Source organism: Falsihalocynthiibacter sp. BN13B15 (assembly GCF_041205415.1).
Classification (GTDB): domain Bacteria; phylum Pseudomonadota; class Alphaproteobacteria; order Rhodobacterales; family Rhodobacteraceae; genus Falsihalocynthiibacter; species Falsihalocynthiibacter arcticus.
In genome coordinates this window covers 1-16,387 of sequence record NZ_JBGFCE010000026.1, presented here as the reverse complement: position 1 = coordinate 16,387, position 16,387 = coordinate 1, and the positions used below count along the sequence as shown (strand labels likewise).

The 16,387-nt window shown below is 52.7% G+C and carries 17 protein-coding genes and 4 pseudogenes; 9 read left to right on the top strand and 12 right to left on the bottom strand.

Going from position 1 to position 16,387, the window contains the following annotated elements; all coding sequences use genetic code 11:
* Positions 1-548: 548 nt before the first annotated feature.
* The 5 genes from AB9F26_RS21325 to AB9F26_RS21305 form a co-directional block, all read right to left on the bottom strand.
* Positions 549-1,544, bottom strand: coding sequence for a DUF1254 domain-containing protein (locus AB9F26_RS21325; RefSeq protein WP_369757844.1), 996 nt, complete (start codon positions 1,542-1,544; stop codon positions 549-551).
* A gap of 22 nt (positions 1,545-1,566) precedes the next feature.
* Positions 1,567-2,634, bottom strand: a complete 1,068-nt coding sequence (locus AB9F26_RS21320) for a DUF1214 domain-containing protein (protein ID WP_369769037.1) — start codon at positions 2,632-2,634, stop codon at positions 1,567-1,569.
* A 106-nt stretch (positions 2,635-2,740) separates the two neighbouring features.
* Positions 2,741-3,106 (bottom strand): DUF1214 domain-containing protein, encoded by a 366-nt coding sequence (locus AB9F26_RS21315; RefSeq protein WP_369769036.1) that lies wholly within the window; start codon positions 3,104-3,106, stop codon positions 2,741-2,743.
* Positions 3,052-3,831, bottom strand: a complete 780-nt coding sequence (locus AB9F26_RS21310; protein ID WP_369769035.1) for a DUF1254 domain-containing protein — start codon at positions 3,829-3,831, stop codon at positions 3,052-3,054. Before AB9F26_RS21310 ends, AB9F26_RS21315 begins: the two co-directional genes overlap by 55 nt.
* A gap of 160 nt (positions 3,832-3,991) precedes the next feature.
* Entirely contained in the window at positions 3,992-4,249 is a 258-nt protein-coding gene (locus tag AB9F26_RS21305) for a hypothetical protein (RefSeq protein ID WP_369769034.1), read from the bottom strand.
* On the opposite strand from AB9F26_RS21305, the pseudogene AB9F26_RS21300 reads away from it, so the two are divergent.
* The 3 genes and pseudogenes from AB9F26_RS21300 to AB9F26_RS21290 form a co-directional block, all read left to right on the top strand.
* A pseudogene (locus tag AB9F26_RS21300) lies at positions 4,211-4,651 on the top strand (ATP-binding protein); the annotation flags it as partial. The gene AB9F26_RS21305 and the pseudogene AB9F26_RS21300 overlap by 39 nt on opposite strands.
* A 530-nt stretch (positions 4,652-5,181) precedes the next feature.
* Complete coding sequence (locus AB9F26_RS21295; RefSeq protein ID WP_369769033.1) at positions 5,182-6,609, top strand: IS1182 family transposase; 1,428 nt, start codon at positions 5,182-5,184, stop codon at positions 6,607-6,609.
* A gap of 519 nt (positions 6,610-7,128) precedes the next feature.
* Positions 7,129-7,419 carry a hypothetical protein gene (locus AB9F26_RS21290; RefSeq protein ID WP_369757001.1) on the top strand — a complete coding sequence of 97 codons (291 nt, stop codon included), beginning with the start codon at positions 7,129-7,131 and terminating at the stop codon, positions 7,417-7,419.
* Here AB9F26_RS21290 and AB9F26_RS21285 read toward each other — a convergent pair.
* The 3 genes from AB9F26_RS21285 to AB9F26_RS21275 form a co-directional block, all read right to left on the bottom strand.
* Positions 7,416-8,081: a L,D-transpeptidase gene (locus AB9F26_RS21285; RefSeq protein ID WP_369769032.1), complete on the bottom strand. Its 666-nt coding sequence runs from the start codon at positions 8,079-8,081 to the stop codon at positions 7,416-7,418. The genes AB9F26_RS21290 and AB9F26_RS21285 overlap by 4 nt on opposite strands.
* Before the next feature lie 427 nt (positions 8,082-8,508).
* Entirely contained in the window at positions 8,509-8,817 is a 309-nt protein-coding gene (locus tag AB9F26_RS21280; RefSeq protein ID WP_335585909.1) for a DUF3240 family protein, read from the bottom strand.
* Position 8,818: 1 nt separating this feature from the next.
* Entirely contained in the window at positions 8,819-9,796 is a 978-nt protein-coding gene (locus tag AB9F26_RS21275) for a sodium-dependent bicarbonate transport family permease (protein ID WP_335585908.1), read from the bottom strand.
* Between the two features lie 179 nt (positions 9,797-9,975).
* On the opposite strand from AB9F26_RS21275, the gene AB9F26_RS21270 reads away from it, so the two are divergent.
* Together AB9F26_RS21270 and AB9F26_RS21265 are read left to right on the top strand one after the other, a co-directional pair.
* On the top strand, positions 9,976-10,236 hold the full coding sequence (locus AB9F26_RS21270) for a hypothetical protein (protein WP_369769031.1): 261 nt from the start codon (positions 9,976-9,978) through the stop codon (positions 10,234-10,236).
* Positions 10,237-10,496: 260 nt separating this feature from the next.
* Positions 10,497-11,609: pseudogene (locus AB9F26_RS21265) on the top strand (linear amide C-N hydrolase).
* A 249-nt stretch (positions 11,610-11,858) separates the two neighbouring features.
* On the opposite strand, the gene AB9F26_RS21260 reads toward AB9F26_RS21265, so the two are convergent.
* Both AB9F26_RS21260 and AB9F26_RS21255 read right to left on the bottom strand, forming a co-directional pair.
* The gene (locus tag AB9F26_RS21260) at positions 11,859-12,701 is read right to left on the bottom strand and encodes a sulfotransferase (RefSeq protein WP_369769030.1); all 843 of its coding nucleotides are present in this window, start codon (positions 12,699-12,701) and stop codon (positions 11,859-11,861) included.
* Positions 12,702-12,939: 238 nt separating this feature from the next.
* A complete protein-coding gene (locus AB9F26_RS21255) occupies positions 12,940-13,299 on the bottom strand; it encodes a hypothetical protein (RefSeq protein ID WP_369769029.1) in 360 nt (119 codons plus the stop codon).
* A gap of 30 nt (positions 13,300-13,329) precedes the next feature.
* On the opposite strand from AB9F26_RS21255, the gene AB9F26_RS21250 reads away from it, so the two are divergent.
* The gene (locus AB9F26_RS21250) at positions 13,330-13,548 is read left to right on the top strand and encodes a hypothetical protein (protein ID WP_369769028.1); all 219 of its coding nucleotides are present in this window, start codon (positions 13,330-13,332) and stop codon (positions 13,546-13,548) included.
* A gap of 247 nt (positions 13,549-13,795) precedes the next feature.
* On the opposite strand, the pseudogene AB9F26_RS21245 reads toward AB9F26_RS21250, so the two are convergent.
* Together AB9F26_RS21245 and AB9F26_RS21240 are read right to left on the bottom strand one after the other, a co-directional pair.
* Positions 13,796-14,094 (bottom strand): annotated as a pseudogene (locus AB9F26_RS21245) (multicopper oxidase domain-containing protein).
* Positions 14,095-14,223: 129 nt separating this feature from the next.
* Complete coding sequence (locus AB9F26_RS21240; protein WP_369769027.1) at positions 14,224-14,619, bottom strand: SHOCT domain-containing protein; 396 nt, start codon at positions 14,617-14,619, stop codon at positions 14,224-14,226.
* 216 nt (positions 14,620-14,835) lie between these two features.
* Between AB9F26_RS21240 and AB9F26_RS21235 the strand changes: the two genes are divergently transcribed.
* The 3 genes and pseudogenes from AB9F26_RS21235 to AB9F26_RS21225 form a co-directional block, all read left to right on the top strand.
* Positions 14,836-15,222 (top strand): DUF302 domain-containing protein, encoded by a 387-nt coding sequence (locus AB9F26_RS21235; protein WP_335585902.1) that lies wholly within the window; start codon positions 14,836-14,838, stop codon positions 15,220-15,222.
* A 106-nt stretch (positions 15,223-15,328) separates the two neighbouring features.
* Entirely contained in the window at positions 15,329-15,592 is a 264-nt protein-coding gene (locus tag AB9F26_RS21230; RefSeq protein WP_369769026.1) for a hypothetical protein, read from the top strand.
* Between the two features lie 623 nt (positions 15,593-16,215).
* Positions 16,216-16,387, top strand: a pseudogene (locus tag AB9F26_RS21225) (cysteine synthase); the annotation flags it as partial.

Genomic DNA, 16,387 nt, shown 5'->3' with positions numbered 1-16,387 from the left:
TCTTGCCCCCCGACGAGGCCTATGCCAACAAAACAGAACCAATGAGAGTAGCAGCCTGACATGAAACCCTGATCCACCTTAACTAGGCTGCAAACTGGTCGAAAACTTAGGACCACCTCTGTCTACTGCAGTTATTCTTGTCAACTAACAGACGGAACACCGTATGGGCGACGACATGATTGCTATATCGGAAAACGTGGTCGGCGAAGTTGTATGGTCCAGCCATAAATGGGATTAAGGGGCGGAAACCGGATATTCGCTGCGGTGGGCGCCAAGGTCTGCTGAGCAGACAAAGTGCCTATTCTCCGCACCCATCCTCAATGACGGGATTCAGAGCATCGTAGCTGAAGCGAAAAGCGATTGTGGTCAAATTCAGACCCTCAGGGTAGGTGCGTGTTAGGATTTCTGGATTTATGCACCCAGACTTTGAGCGGCTCTGCGAAAGGGAGTTTTCCAAGTGGTGATGCAAGTCAGTTTTGTGTCCCAAACCACCGTGTGAAACAAGGCTGATCCCTTCAGTAAGGTTTCACGCGGTGGTTGCACTAATTTTAGTCGATCTGATCGAATTCTGGGAAGGTCCAGCTTCCGTCGAGGATCTCTTCCCGGGGCTCATAAAGGCGGGTGGCGTAGTTCCAGCCTTGCGTGATGGGGATGCAGTTCAACCGCCCATCTTCGCAGTCGCCAAAATGGAGCGTGAAGGACCCGTCATCGTTTGGCTTGGCTGTGAAGTTGTTATAGCTGTTCACACCCATATCATTAGCCTCCAAATAACCGTCGGCGTTGTAGACGGTAATGGACCAGAACGCGTCCACCGGCACGTCCTTGACCGTCACCGCGTGCGGGGTGTTGCCGTCGTTGGCGGCCACGCTGACAAAAACATAAGACGCTGCGGTGCGCGGCAGGCCGCCCCAACCTGCGGCGGCGCCGACAAGGTGGTCAACCGGGCGAGTCTCGTCCTTGCGACCAAACGCATAACTTGCATCAAAGCCAAGGACGGCAATGTCGTTCAACGCCTTGCGGGCCACGGCGAGGTCGTCCTGATCCCAGTCAGGCGCCTCGAATGGTCCGTTCCCCCCACCGCGAAGCTCTATCGCGTCCTGCGCGGTATTGGCCTTTGCGATGTCGTCAGTATCTGTGACGTCAGCAAAAGTGCGGAAGGCCACGATGGCAAAGCGGGTGCCGACCTCTTCTTCAGTCAGCTTATAGGTTCCGGGCTGTGCCTCGGCGAACAGGTAGTGATCCTGACTGATCACATGCATGGACTGATAGCGCCCGCCCACTTCGGGCAGGGTAATCTCTACCGGTTCAGACAGATCCAGCAGGGTCGCGGAATAAAGCGTGTCCTGATTCATCCGAATGACGCTTTGGTTGCCTGGCGTGATGGGGTCGCGCACATGGGTGATCTCCCCGAAATCTACACCAAAGGATTCCATTTGCGCCCGGATCATGTGATCGCTTTCGGCGCGCACAAAGGTTTCGACTGTGACGCTTTCGGCAAAAGCCAGCGTCGGTGCGCAAAGCGCGAGGGTTAGTAAAGCTTTCATAGTCATTTCCTTTTGCACTTAATCAATTCACAGGCTGGGCGGCAGGGAAACTCCAGCTTCCGTCGAGAATTTCAGGCGCCGGACGATAGAGGCGCACGGTATAATTCCAGTCCTCCATGATCGGAAGGCAGTTGATCCCGCCGTCGTCGCAGCCACCCAAATGCACGGTCATGCTACCGTCGTCGTTGCGCTCCCCAGTGACCGAATTGATGTTGTAGGCATCAAGGGCATTTGGCTCGAAGAAGCCGCCCGAATTGTAGAGGCTGATGGACCAGAACGCCTCCACAGGGACGTCCGCGGGGACCTCGATTCTGTAAGCTCCAACAGGCAGACCGGGTTCAACACTCAGATAGAATGCTTCGGCCTCGGGCAAGCCACCCCAGCCGCCAGCCGTGCCGAGGAAATGGCGCACGGCTTCAACCTTATCTTTGGAGCCGAACATGTGAAAACTGTCGGGCACAAACGGGCCCAAGCCCAAGGTCGTGGAAATTATCGCATCGAGGCTATCTTTGTCGTAATCCGGTGTGACGAAAGGTTTGGAGGAGGCGGCATTGATCGTCATGCCATCCTGAATCGCGTTCACCGCGGCAACATCCTCGGGGTCGGCTGCGTCGACAAGAACCCGCATGAAAACGATGACGTAGGGTGTGTCGAATGTCTTTGTGTCCAACGTATAAGTGCCGCCGCCGAAAAAGACATCGTTGATATAGTGGTCCTGATTAACAATCATCGCGGTCATGTAGCGGTCCCCCACATCGGGCAACGTCAGGGTTGCGCCCTCGCTAATATCGACTACGGCTGTGCTATACAGTGTGTCGCGGTTCATGCGGATGGTCGGTTGGTCTTCCACCGGGGTTGGCGCTCGAAAATGGAAGAATTGGTTTACCCCACCGGCCAGTGAGACGTATTTTCCAAGCTCTACATCCGTTGCGGCGCGGACAAAATTATCAACCGTGACCGGGATTTCCCTGCTATCGACAAGGGCGTCCAGCGTGGCGCTTGTCGACTGGGACAAGGCACTACTACCAATGAAAGAAACAACGAAGAAAGTTGCGAGGGTCGGGACTGTGTGGAAAAAAAATTTTGGCATAGAAAGGTCCTTCTTGGTGTGTGTCTTGCTTGACTGGGCTTACACCGCAGCCGTCCCAAGGGTGTTAGAATTGCGTTTTGTCGATCCCATTCTGGGAAGGTAAATATTAGTTTGCGGGTGTAGCTTCAGACGCCGTCCAAGATCCTGAAAAGTAGGCTTCTTGCGGCAGATAAATCCGCAACATGTAGTTCCAGTCATCCATGATCGGCAGGAAATTTGGCTGAGATGGGTCGCCGCCAAAATGAATGGTTACGTTACCGTCCGCATCCGTTTCAGCCTTTCGGCTATTGACCACGTATTTGTCGAATTCGTTCTTCTGAAAGAATCCGTCGGCGTTGTAGACGCTGATGGACCAAAACGCGTTCGGCGCAGACGGAACATCGGTCAGGGTCAGAACATGGGGCGTTTTCCCGTCGTTCAGCGCCGGGGTCCGATTCTGATAAACAGCATGTTCGGGCTTCCAGCCCCCCACGTATCCGCAGACGAAATCAAAAACGCTGTTGGGTCGACCTCTTCCATGCTTGCGCCAAAAGCCGAGTCGCGATCTTGCAAAAACCGGCCCAGCGTCTTCAAGGCGTCGCGCATCAACTCCAATTCGCTCTGGTCCCAATTGGGAACCTCAAACTGACCCTTGTCTGCCTGCACAATGGAAAGCGCATCCTGCGCCGCGTGCGCCTTTGAAACATCCTCCGGATCCTCGGCATCCACGAGTGTTCTGACAATCACGACCACATACCGGCTGCCCAAATCTTCCTGGGTTAGTTCGTATTCTCCAGGCTCATAGATCACCTTGCGGGCGAAATGTCCTTCGTTGATGATCAGAACGGACTGATAACGGTCGCCAACATCATTTTTGATCAGAACCGCCGGTGTTGAAAGGTCAAGAATCACCGAAGAATAGAGCGTGTCCCGGTTCATCCGGACGACGTTTTGCGCATCAATCGGAGTCAGATCTCGAACATGCGCCCAATCTCCAATGTCCGCGATGTTTTCAATGGCAACCTGCATCATGTGATGAGTCTCGGCGGTTGGAAAATTCTCTAACGAAACAGGCACAGAATTCAACATCGATGGGTATTCGTCAGCATCAAGTGCGGCCCGAATATCACCAGATGCGACTTGGGCCGACGCTCCGATCGACAGACCAGAGGTAAAAATGGCTAGAGTTAAAGATTTCATTACCAGTTTAAGCAGCATATGTGGTCTCCTTTGCTATTATCTCTATTAGGAAAGAGATCGGGCACAGAAATGGTGCTAAAATAGGCGTCTTCGAACTGACATTTTTCAATTGCACAAAGCAAAAAACTCTTAGAGCACCACTTACTTTAGTCCAAAGTTCCAATAGATCTCCTTGATCTCAGTCAAATGCTTCCATCGTCTCCTTGACCGCAAGATCGACGGCTCCAGCCAACAACATGCCCGCATCGTCATCACAGGAATCTTCTAGCTCTTCGACGAACTCATCCTTGAGGTCTGCGCGGTCCTGCTCGTCTGGAATCGCCGCTAGAATATCAATCTGGCGATTGTAGAGGGAGACCATCGCCATCAGGCGCACAATCTCAGCAACCTTGGCCTCATCATCGCCCTCGGCCCATCGGGAACCGGTAAGACGCACATTGCTTTGGGGCTTGGGTTGGCGGCATGCCAAAGAGGGTTGAAAGTGCGCTTCACTACGGCGGCAGCCCTGGTCCATGATCTGATTGAAGCGCAGGATGAGCGGAGATTGCAGCGGCTTCAAAAGCACCTGACGAGCCAGAACCTGTTGATCATTGATGAATTGGGATTTGTGCCCCTCAGCAAATCTGGTGCGGAACTCCTCTTCGAGGTGATATCCCAGTGCTACGAACGCGGCTCAATTATAATCACCTCGAACCTGCCTTTCGATGAGTGGACCGAAGTCTTTGGTTCCGAACGGCTCACAGGCGCTTTGCTGGATCGTTTGACCCATCACGTCCATATCCTGGAGATGAATGGCGAGAGTTACCGGCTCAAACATAGCCGTAAGAGCCGCCAATAACCAAAACACATCAAGATCAGAACAATGTCGGCCCAAGGGCCAACATGCGCTTTGGCACGCGTTAGCTAAATGGGGAGCACACGCGCCAAAGCGCACGACAAACGAGAAGTCAGTGGACCAGTTTTACGCCGCGATCTGGACCCTTTTTACTCTGCGATTGACATAATTCATTGTAAATAAAACACTAGACTAAGATATACCCGAACCGCTGACCTTGTCAGACATAAATTTAAGTGGTCGCCTTCTTTTGCGTTTTAAATTTGGACGGAGTGAGCAGAGCCAAAGTATTCTTTGGTTTTCACTGGCGACAACAAAGTGGCGCAAACTCCTGCTAACCGCCCGTTTTTAACGGTTGCGGCCTAGTTCGGTATTATAGAGCGGTAAAGATCCGCTTTGGCGCTTCGCTGATCATACTTCGCGCTTGCGGCGAAAGCCCGTTTTCCGCCCTTAGTGTTTAATGACACGAACGGCCGAGGCTGTGTGGAAACGCATATATCTGCTAATCTTCTTGTGTAATCAGGAGGTGTTGGATGAAGCGTTTCATGGAGGGCGATGATCGAGATCAAGGGGTTCTATTCCCTGATCATCTTGAAGACTTTGTGGGCGAAGATAATCCGGTTCGTGCCGTGGACGCATTTGTTGATGCGCTTGATTTGGTCGATATTGGTTTTAGCGACGCAGCCGCGACCGGAAGGCCCGGTTATCATCCGGCGGTTCTGCTGAAGATTTATGTTTACGGTTATCTCAATCGCATTCAGTCGAGCCGCCGGTTGGAGCTGGAGACTGGCCGCAACGTTGAGATGATGTGGTTGACCGGTCGTCTTGCGCCAGACTTCAAAACAATTGCGGATTTCCGTCGCGATAACAGCAAAGCAATCCGCAAGGTGTGCAGTCAGTTTGTGATGTTATGTCGTCACGTCGGTCTTTTGAACGGTGACGGTGTTGCGATTGATGGCAGCAAGTTCAAAGCGGTGAACAACCGGGATAAGAACTTCACGCCTGCCAAAGTGAAGCGACGCATGGCAGGCATTGAAACCAGTATTGAACGCTATCTTTCCAAGCTGGATGCGGCGGACCGCAATGAACCTTCCTTGCCTGCATCTAAGGTTGCTCATTTGCAGGAACGCATCGTCAGGCTCAGAGAGCAAATGGAGGAATTGAAAGCCATCGATGCAAAGGTGCAAAACGCACCAGATGCCCAGGTTTCGTTGACCGACCCTGACGCACGCTCCATGAGGCATCGAGGCGGCGGCATTGTTGGCTACAACGTACAGACAGCCGTTGATGTTGAGCATCACCTGATTGTGGCGCACGAGGTGACATCATCAGGCAGTGATCGGGGCCAATTGGTGAAGATGGCCAACCAAGCGCGTTTGGCAATTGGCGGCGAAGAGATCACGGTTGTCGCAGATCGGGGATACTATGGCGGCGAACAGCTGCTTGAGTGCGCCAACACTGGCATCACCACCTATGTGCCCAAGCCGCTCACATCGAGCGGCACCAAACGAGGGTTCTTCATCAAGCAGGACTTTCTCTACGACGCACAGAACGATGTTTATATCTGCCCGGCAGGGCAGACCCTGACCAAAGGTGCCCACCGGTCAGATCGTCAGAGCGACATCAACTTCTACCGGCATCTGTCGGCCTGTTCAAATTGCCATCTTAAGCCGCGCTGTACGACGGAGAAATTGCGCCGCATCCGACGTTGGGAGCAAGAAGACGTACTGGATGACATCGAGCGCAGGCTGGAAGAAAAACCTGACGCCATGCGGGTCCGCAGATCAACGGTAGAACATCCCTTTGGAACATTGAAGGCGTGGATGGGCTACACCCATTTCCTGACCCGAACACGAGAAAAGGTCGCGGCGGAAATGAGCCTGCACGTCCTAGTCTATAACTTCAAACGGGTACTCAAAATTATCGGTATTGCCCCATTGATGGCCATCTTGAGAGCATAATGGAGCCGTTTGACGTAAATTCTCTGTCGAAGCCTGCTATAAAAGCCCCTGCACGATCAAATAGGGTGCCATTTGGGGTAAATCACGCTCTTGGAGTGGAAAACCGCCAAAGACAGAAAAGCAGAGCCTCAGATCACGCAATCAAATGCGTTTCCACACAGCCTCGGCCCGAAGCGTCCGTAGAAGAAGGATTGCCCAAAAGACTGCTTTGGCGAATAATTGTCCGAACGAAACTATTTATGGCTTCAGGAAAACTCCGTTTGTCGCAGATCGGCCTTCCAAAATATCATGAGCCGCACCTAACAACACCGAATTCGCACCGTGCGGGCACTCTGATGCAAAACCCAATCCTAAAAACAGAGCTAAACCCGCTCCAATACCCAAGGAAAAAGGCCAAGGTGTCCTCGGATCGGCCCTCACGGCGGCGCGAAAACGTTAGCGCCACCCCACCCTCTCGACAATAGCCGCCGTTATTTCGTACACTTACGGCAATTAGTTAATGTTTGAGGGAATTACGCAATGAAAGTTCTGGCTTGTGTTATTGGCTGCGCGACGCTTGCGCTTACAGCGTGCACAGAGTTTCAAGGCGCGCAGCCCTCAGTCAACGGTCAACCTGTGGATTATCGAATGAGCGATGTTCCCGAAGGACTTGTGGCTATCGCCGCTCCTTATCAGGACCTAAGTGAAGTACGGATCAATGACTCAGATGGGTGTTATGTCTATCGCTATGCTGGCCCCGTTGAGACAACATTCCTACCTCTTCGCTCAAACGAGGGGCGTCCGATCTGCACGCGCTCCCCAGAGGTTTAACTCCGCGCGGTAACTGTGTCCTCTGGCGGATAGAGATAGGCCTGCACTCCGGGCGAGACAAAATCGTACAAATCATTGATGTGTGGCATCGCCATGCGTACACACCCCGAACTCGCTCGCCCGCCAATAGAACCAGGGCTAGGCGTGCCGTGAATACGAAGATAGGTATCGCGATTTCCGACATATAGATAAAACGCCCGCGATCCGAGCGGGTTCGTCGGGCCGCCGTCCTGACCGTCGGCGTATTGCACAAACAATTGCGGATCGCGTTTTATCATCGCGGCTGTGGGGGTCCAAGTTGGCCATCTAGCCTTGCGTCGGACGGTATATGTCCCCGGCTCATAAAGGCTCCCGCGCGCGATTGCCACGCCATAACGCATCGCGGTGCCGTCGCTTCGGATGTGGTAAATATAGCGAGCAACAGCATCAACGTGGATGTCACCAGGCGTTAGCCCCGCATTAGCCTCAACAACTTGCGGCAGGAAGCGCGGGTTAAAACCCCAAGGGTTGGATGTCGCCGGATCGTAATTGGGCGGGGTTACCTGTGCATCCCATGCCGCCCAATTCGCGGAATTCGATGTTGGAGCAGCCGACAGCGCGCTTGGGATAGGTGCGGAAAATAACGCACCAGAAGTGATCACAAAATGGCGTCTGGTTAGCATGGGTTTAAGTTCCTTGTGCACCGATAAAATAAAAATTCACTTCGCCAAGGTATATTCTGTTGCGCCGAAGGTCCATGTAAAGTTGATCCACCATCCCAACTAGAGAATTTACAGGAAGTGTCTTGATAGTCCGTACATATCTACACTTGGCTTCAACTTGCCGTCCGTTCTAGGCAGCAATGATAGCGACAAATTCCGCGACTTAGTTTCGAATACTGCTTTCGAGAATGACTTCTGCTTCCGGCCCAATGCTGCCATTGCTGTAAGGTGCAGCTAACGGCAGGTTTGAGACCATTTAACCCAAATCCTGCAGCGCGGCGAATGTTCCCTATTGCAGGAGGCGGCCACTGACATACCAAATCCAAGGGAAGGACCGCCTTAAATTTTTTACCCACATTAGGGGCATAGCCGAAGTATAAGGGAGTGGTTAGAAGCGTTCAGCCCTTAAGACGAGTGTGTCGCTAACAGAAACCACACCAATATGACGCTCAACGACCGCAAACGCAGCTTCAAGAAGCGCGTCTAGCCGCTCCGGCTTAATCAGACAAATGACCATGACCATGCCTGCGCGGCCAATCTGACCTTCGCGCGTCCATGGGCCTGACCGGCCCGACCCACCTCGCACCGGCACAACCGTATAGCCCGTCACGCCAGCTTCAGTTAGGGCATCAGTCAGTCGCCCTTCCAATGGTTTTTCAATCACAATTTCAACGCGTTTCGCGGGATGCATCTGCATGTCAGCCTCCGGTTAGCTGCGTGGCTACAGCCACATAAAGGGGAATCCCCAAAGTCAGATTGAACGGGAACGTTACACCTAGCGACAACGTCAAATAGATCGCTGGATTCGCCTCAGGCAATGCCACCCTCATCGCAGCCGGCACAGCAATGTAGGACGCCGAAGCTGCAAGAACCATCAATAGCACCACGCCACCAGTCGACAGTCCGATCAACATGCCCATCCCAAGCCCAATCATTGATCCAGCCAGTGGCATTACAATACCGAATGCCACCGCGCCTAAGCCCAAGACACCTTTCGACTGCCTTAACCCGCGTCCCGCGACCAACCCCATGTCCAGCAGGAACAGGCAAAGTACCCCCTTAAAAGGCGACACAATGAACGGTGCAATCTCGGTCAAACCTCTTTCGCCCGTCACCATCCCGATTACAAAGCTGCCAACCAGCAAAACGATAGAGCCATTAAGCAGAATTTCTCGCATCAGGCCCGGTTCCATCCTCCCGCCCGAACCGTTGCGTGACACCAACCACAAGGCAGACAGGATCGCCGGAGCTTCCATAGCAGCGGCGACAGCGACCATATATCCCTCGGCAGCGATGGCACGTCCTTCTAGAACCGAAGTTGCAGCCACAAATGTTACGATACTTATGGATCCATAATGCGCAGCCACAGCGGCTGCATCCAACCGAGAAAACCCCGTGAGTATCTTCAGCAACGCAAAGGCAAGAAGGGGGAGACCGAACGACAGAAGGACGCCTGCACCGACAGTCATAAGGAGAGCCGCATCGACGCCATGATCCGCGACCGCGGCACCGCCTTTAAAGCCAATCGCAAACAGCAGATATATAGACATGCCTTTCGCCACAGCCTCGGGAATAGACAAGTCGGACCGCGCCATCGCGGCCAAAAGGCCCAACACAAATGATAAGATAATCGGCGATAAAAGGTTCGCGCCAGCAAGCGCAAGGACTTCGGACATGATGAACCTTTGTTGGTTGGGGCATATTTCGTAATTGGTCTAAAGGTTGCCAAGACGCTGCGCAATTCAAAACGATGTTTCGGTCCGCCGAAGGGCCCTTTGCCTATAGAGATTACATCATTCTGTACGATAGAACGGGCGGCGTTGACTTTGCTCTTCGGAAAATAACTGTAGAAGGAATGGAGTTCGGCGGCACTGACATCGGCCACGACATACCTAAAGATAAGGAACTATTACGCAACACGTATCAAGAGAAATTTCTTGAGTGCCGGGCGCAAACGGATGGTTCAAAGGACGCATGCCGAGACGCAACGCAAGACTGGGTAGACAATAACACCGCGATCCTTGCAATCGCCTTCAATAGCCATACGAAAAATGAAACTGTCGGCTTTTTCATGATCGATGATCGCCTCTGGTGGGCAGGTCGTGAAATTAAGTAGAGCTTGGTGGAACAATATGAAGCAGTATCCAACAGACGGAACTCGTCAACTCGGAAACAATTCGTTGGAGGACCTTAAGAAGCAGTTGATTAAGACCTGCAGGTTTTGGGTGCAGTTTTCCCTGACCGTACTAGTGTTGGCAGCGCTGAGCGCCTGTATATCTCTTGCCGATTGTCGGCATTATAAACTTGCTAAGTGTGGGAAGCCTAGGTAGCCCTAAGTCACATTAACTACCACTACCTAAGGATTTGAAAAATAACATGAAAATTACAACATCTAATAATGTTTTTAAGAGCATTAAGACCCTGATCGCTGGGGCTGCCATACTCGCCTTAGGCACCCAATCCGCTCTTGCCTGTACGGGAATCGTGCTGCACGCGCAGGATGGTACAGTGGTTCCTGCGCGCACCATGGAATTTGGGTTTGATGTCCAATCTAATATCTATGCAGTGCCCGCCGGAACATCCATTGAAACTCTCGTGCTAGACAAGGATCAAACGGGCTTCACATTCGAAGCTAAGTATGGGTTTCTCGGTGCTAACGGTCTCGACATGCCGATTGTTTTCGACGGTTTGAATACCGAAGGGCTTTATTTCGGTGCGTTCTATTTCGCCGGTGACGCCGTTTTTGGTACCGTCAGTGACGCAAATCGCGACCATGCGGTTTCTTCCGAAGAATTGGGCAACTGGATCCTTGGGCAATTCGCGACCGTAGACGAGGTCAAGGCCGCTCTGCCAACCATTGAAGTCGTGGGCACCCATATTGACGCGCTCAGGGGCGTGGCACCGTTTCATTACGGTGTGACCGATGCTACCGGCGCTTCGATCGTTATCGAATACACTGTGGACGGCCTTACTATCCACGATAACACCGTGAATGCTATGACCAACAATCCGCCCTACGATTGGCACCTGACCAACCTGCGCAACTATATCGGCCTGCAAGCTGAGAACCTTCCAGAAATCACGGTTGGCCGTCAGACATTGCAGCCCTATGGATAGGGAACTGGAATGGCTGGACTTCCAGGCGATTTCACGTCGCCCTCTCGTTTTGTAAGGGCGGTTGCGTTCGCAAATACGACACTCCCGGCGGCAGACGCAAGTGAGGCGATCTTCAATGCGTTTCACATCCTCAACGCTTTTGACATTCCAAAAGGCGCGGTCCGCGAAGGTCATGACGACAGCCTGCAAACTGATTACACAATCTGGACGTCCGCTTCCGATACCAAAAACGTTCAGTATTATTACAAGACATATCAGACACAAGCCGTTGAGAGTATCGATGTGCGCAAAGTCATAGCCAAGATCACAAAACCTACGACGCTGGAGATGGAAAATGGCTTCGTAATCAATGATCGGACTGCCGATTTTTAAGGACGGTTACGTCCCATCGGTTCTTGAGCATGCATGTTCCTATCTAGGGGCATGCGTGCTTCCCCCTCGGTGCCCAACACTTTAAGGCCGGTCGACGGTTTTCACCTCTCCAGTGATCTTAACGCTTGTCCACGAATTGTTGCTATAGTTTTCTGGCTCCAAGTTGTCAGCCCAAGCACAGTTTTCACCGATAATGCGCTAAGGCTTTTGACGAAACGAAATTAGACGGTTGATGACATTTTTGGTGAATTAATTGTCATCAGATCCTTGGCGGATATCCAGTTCTGAGAAGTATCTGCTGAGCAACTTGACCTCACCGAAGGCAGCTTCTAGCTCAACAAGGTCTTTGTTCGTGATTGCATGCTTCCACTTTCCAACGCTTGCCTGAGAAATAGAACGCGTGAGCTGCTCTTGGGTGTGCCACATTCCGCTTCGATCCCTTTTCTGAAGCAAGTCGTCGCGTCCCAAGTCCAAGACTTCGTCGATTTCCCTAAGGCCGAGGAAATCTAGAACTTCTGATATTGCCTGCTTAGGTCTTTCCACCAAATCTTCATAAAAGACCAAGCACACTCGTTGTGGGAACCGTTCGAGGGCCTCCAAAGTTGGATTGAGCACCGAAGAATAGCGGATTATAGCACTTTTTGCGTCAACGGTGAACTGAGGAGCTTGCTTGCCTTTCGCCTCGTAGCGATCCCTAACCGAAAAGAGCGATGCCATTACATCCTTAGGATCTCTTAGTATTACGATCCCTTTTGAATCTTTAAAGAGGTCCAAGATGTCTGGCATTACTTCTGCATTGGCTGGGGACTTCTCACAAATCACTTCCTTTCCGCTAGCCAACAACTTCCCTTCCAACATACCACCCAAAAAATTTTTAAAATATTCGTCCAGTTCATCTTCAGAAAGAAACTCAGAAATCCTCCCAGATTCAATGCTTGCAAGCATCCTTTTGCGGAGCCTGATGATCGGTGGAACAAAATCAAACTCTGGCCCAGCATAAATCAGGGGATGCAAATTCAGCATTCGTTGAAGCAGCGTCGTCCCGGAACGCGGAGGGCCCCCGATAAATACTAATTTGTCTTGCATACCCATTTATACTTTCAGTCTTGGTTTTAAATAATTTCGACAGGTCGTCCATGAATTCGTTGGAAACCCTGAACTCAAAAAATTGGGCTGCCCCCAACGAGTGGCCCGGGTTGATTGTTACTGCATCCCGTCTTTCGTTCAGGCTTCTTGGGACCTCCGAGCTGGTTTCAACGGCCCCACAAAGACGCTCGGCGTCAAGCTGCCGTGTGCGAATTTCGACCGTTTTTTCGTTGCCGAACACTATTTATTTTCTAATCCGCTGTCGAGCATCATCTATGGATATGAAATCGATCATTTTCGAACAAGAGGTCCAATCGAGCCTTCCTTCATGGGTGGCTACCCAAGCATTACCAGCAGGATCGAGCGCGATACCCGTGATGGTTTGTAATCCACCAATGTAGCCGTTCTGGAGTGAAATCGATTCTCCTGTGGCAACACCCGATGGGCAGGTCTCTGTGCGCACACCGCACAACTGGGTGATGGATTGGCTCATAGAATTCGAGCCCCATATATTGTCATTGCCATCCACGGAAATGCCCCAAGCCCCGTTCATGCTCTTTCCAGCGTCAAAGGGACCAAGAACCGTGCCATCAGGTCGGATCATCGACACATCGCCGCGGGATACTTGCCGGCGATGTCCCACAGATCGATCCAACCTTTGGCCGCGCGCTCATCGTCGGACATTAAGCCTTCTAAGCCGCCAATCTTCGCTGCAAGCCTTGCCTTGGCTGTCGATGGCGATGCCATGCGGGCTGTTTCCAACCTCAAATTCTACGGCATTGGCGGGATCGTTGGTCGGAAAGCGGGTCAAGGTGTTTGTGCCGCTATTGGTGACCCAAGTCTGGTTTTCTGATCAATGGCGAGGCCGAAGGGTTCATTGACCTTCAAGGTACCTTCGACGGGTTTACCGTCCACGGTTGAACCAAGAATACTGGCGTTCGAACCATTGAGCAGGCACAAACGCACCAACCCCAGGGCACGACCGCCGTGGCATCTGCTTGTCCGTTGACGAGCATCCGGTTCTCGGCAAACCCGTGCATCACATCCATCGTGGACGGGTCATAGACCATACGTCCGGAACCATCGAACCGGCGATCCTGCTAAACAAGCGTTAGATCATCACCCCCGTACGTGGACGGCAAACCACGGGCGTCGTCCTGCCCGTCGGTCACGTGGATGCCCCCTGCCAGTCCGAAATAAACCTGTTCTGCAGTGCGTTCGTGGATATGCGAGTGGTACCAGACGGTTGCTGGGTCCTGCGCAACTGTCATCTTTGGTCACCATGTCTCACCGGGTGCGATCGGCTGAGTTTACCACCGTCATGCTCTCCGGGCACCAGAAGGCCATGCCAGTGCGTGCTGATGGGTTCATCATGCGAATTCTGCACTTTTGCGGCCAGTTCGCCATTCTGAATCAGGATGGTCGGACCCAGATATGCCTGATTGAAGCAGGAGGCCGAAGCTCGGCGAGCCTAGTACTAGCTTTGTAACAGGCTCGCTTGCCCAGAAAGAACATAACGTGTCGCGGATCAATCAGCGAGCAGCTTCTTGCGCTCAGTGAACTCAGTCGAGTCGATCTCGCCCTTGGCATAACGTTCCTTAAGAAGCGCCAAAGCACGGTCGTGCGCAGCGTGGCTGCCGGAAGCAGGTCCGGCCATGCCAAACAGCCGCAGGAGGTATAAGATCCCAGCAACGATCCCGACCACGATCAAGATCATGAAAATCGGCCCAAGGACCATTCCGAAGCCTCCCCACTGACTGCTGCCCCACATCATGTCATGTCCATGATCGTAAAAGCCGTTTCGATCCGGGATTTCCCCGACCTGTGCCATCGCCGACGTGGCGGCCACGCAGAATGCGGCGACTACGCTCGGGACAATTACCCTGTTCTTGAATTCCATTCCGTAACTCCATTTATGTGACATCAATACGGACAACCTGTTATGCATCCAGTTATATGCGAAAATTGGGGCACAGGCCCTGATGTGGATCAAGGCGGCGATACCCAATTGCGGTAGCATGCTGCAGCGAAACGCAGGCGTAGATTGATAACGATACATCTGAAATCATCAAACAAAGCCAATTCGGGTGCCGCCTTGCCAATTCTGCTTCTGACAAGCCAACACAAGGAGTGCAGCCCCGTGAGTTACACAATCAATCGCCTGTTCAACGACAGCACATTCGACGACATCGATGCCCGCACCCGAAACGCCCTTGCGGACAACGGCTTTGGGGTGCTGACCGAAATTGACGTAAAGGCGACGATGAAAAAGAAACTTGATGTTGAGATGCCGGCCTACCGCATTCTCGGTGCTTGCAATCCGAAGATGGCCTACGCAGCCATCGGAATGGAACCGCGCGTGGGCGCGATGTTGCCTTGCAACGTCATCCTACGCGAGGTCGATGGCGGTATTGAGGTCAGCTCCATCGACCCGGTTGCGTCGATGCAGGCAGTAGAAAGCGCTGAGCTGACGGCCGTCGCGGGCGAGGTTCGCGACCTTCTGGCGAAGGCCGTCGCGGCGATCTGAGATAAACTTGCGCGTCGTCATCTTCGCGGCGATTGCGATCCTCGGGATTGCCCAGCTCGGCGTATGACACTTCGCGCCATCGGTGTTCACCGAGGCACGTGGGCTTATGGACGGTGAGCGCGTCGAAATGCTCGTGGCGCGTCTGTTCGGTCTGACACTGTTTTGCCTCGGGCTTGCATGCTTGCCAGAGCGGGGCGTCGTCGGAAACCCGCCTTTCAAGGCCATGCTGCTCTATAATGCGGCCATCGCTATGCTCCTGATCTACCTCACCGTGATCGAGCACTACTGGGGGGTGTTGCTCGCGCATACTGTCGCGCTGCACACTGCGGTTGCAGTCTGGATGGCGATAAATCACCGTAAAAACACTTAAATCAACATCTCTCGGCAAAGCAAGATGCTTTGGTCACACACGCCTGACGAGCTCTCGCTCGTAAAACATTGGCGAGCGAGAGCAAGCCCCGTGGCTTGGAAGGATGCTGTCTTCTCTTTATGGGTGTTACGATCCCACTCAATAATCCAGTCGAAAGGTTCATCTATTCTGGCGCGCATTCCTTATCTATTTTCAATATCGTCATTCGTGACTCAGATAGAGCGTCGTAGTAAATAAAATAGGCGGATTCAGAACAGTGTGAATGGCTGCTTCACCATACTGACACGAGATTCGAACTCTTGCAGCGAATGTCCGCATCCCGCCCATTAAGTCGAAATGTGCATGGTGCAGCATTCGGGCCGCTTCCCCTTTCCATCAATGTCGAGAACGGCCCTTTGCGGACATTGGCCGTGCCATCCGATGCTGCAGTGCAGCTTTCCCAAAGCGGACGTTGACAATAGGGCGCTGCATTTAGGGGAACCGATGGCCGCTCCGCGAGACCAAGCGGACATCTGTGGAATTGTCAAAACCTGCAGGAGGCGACTTTGCGACAATATTGTGCTAGTCAAGGCGATGCATCACGCCGTTCAGGGTGGCTGCATACGTAATAGGGGGGGTACTCAATGGGAATTCGGACAACTGAAGGCCGAGGAAAGCTTTACGCTTCGATCCTAGATACAATCGGCGACACACCGACTGTGCGCATCAACAATATTGCACCAGACCATGTTCAGGTTTACGTAAAATTTGAGGCGTTCAACCCGGGCGGATCCGTCAAGGACCGATTGGCGGTCA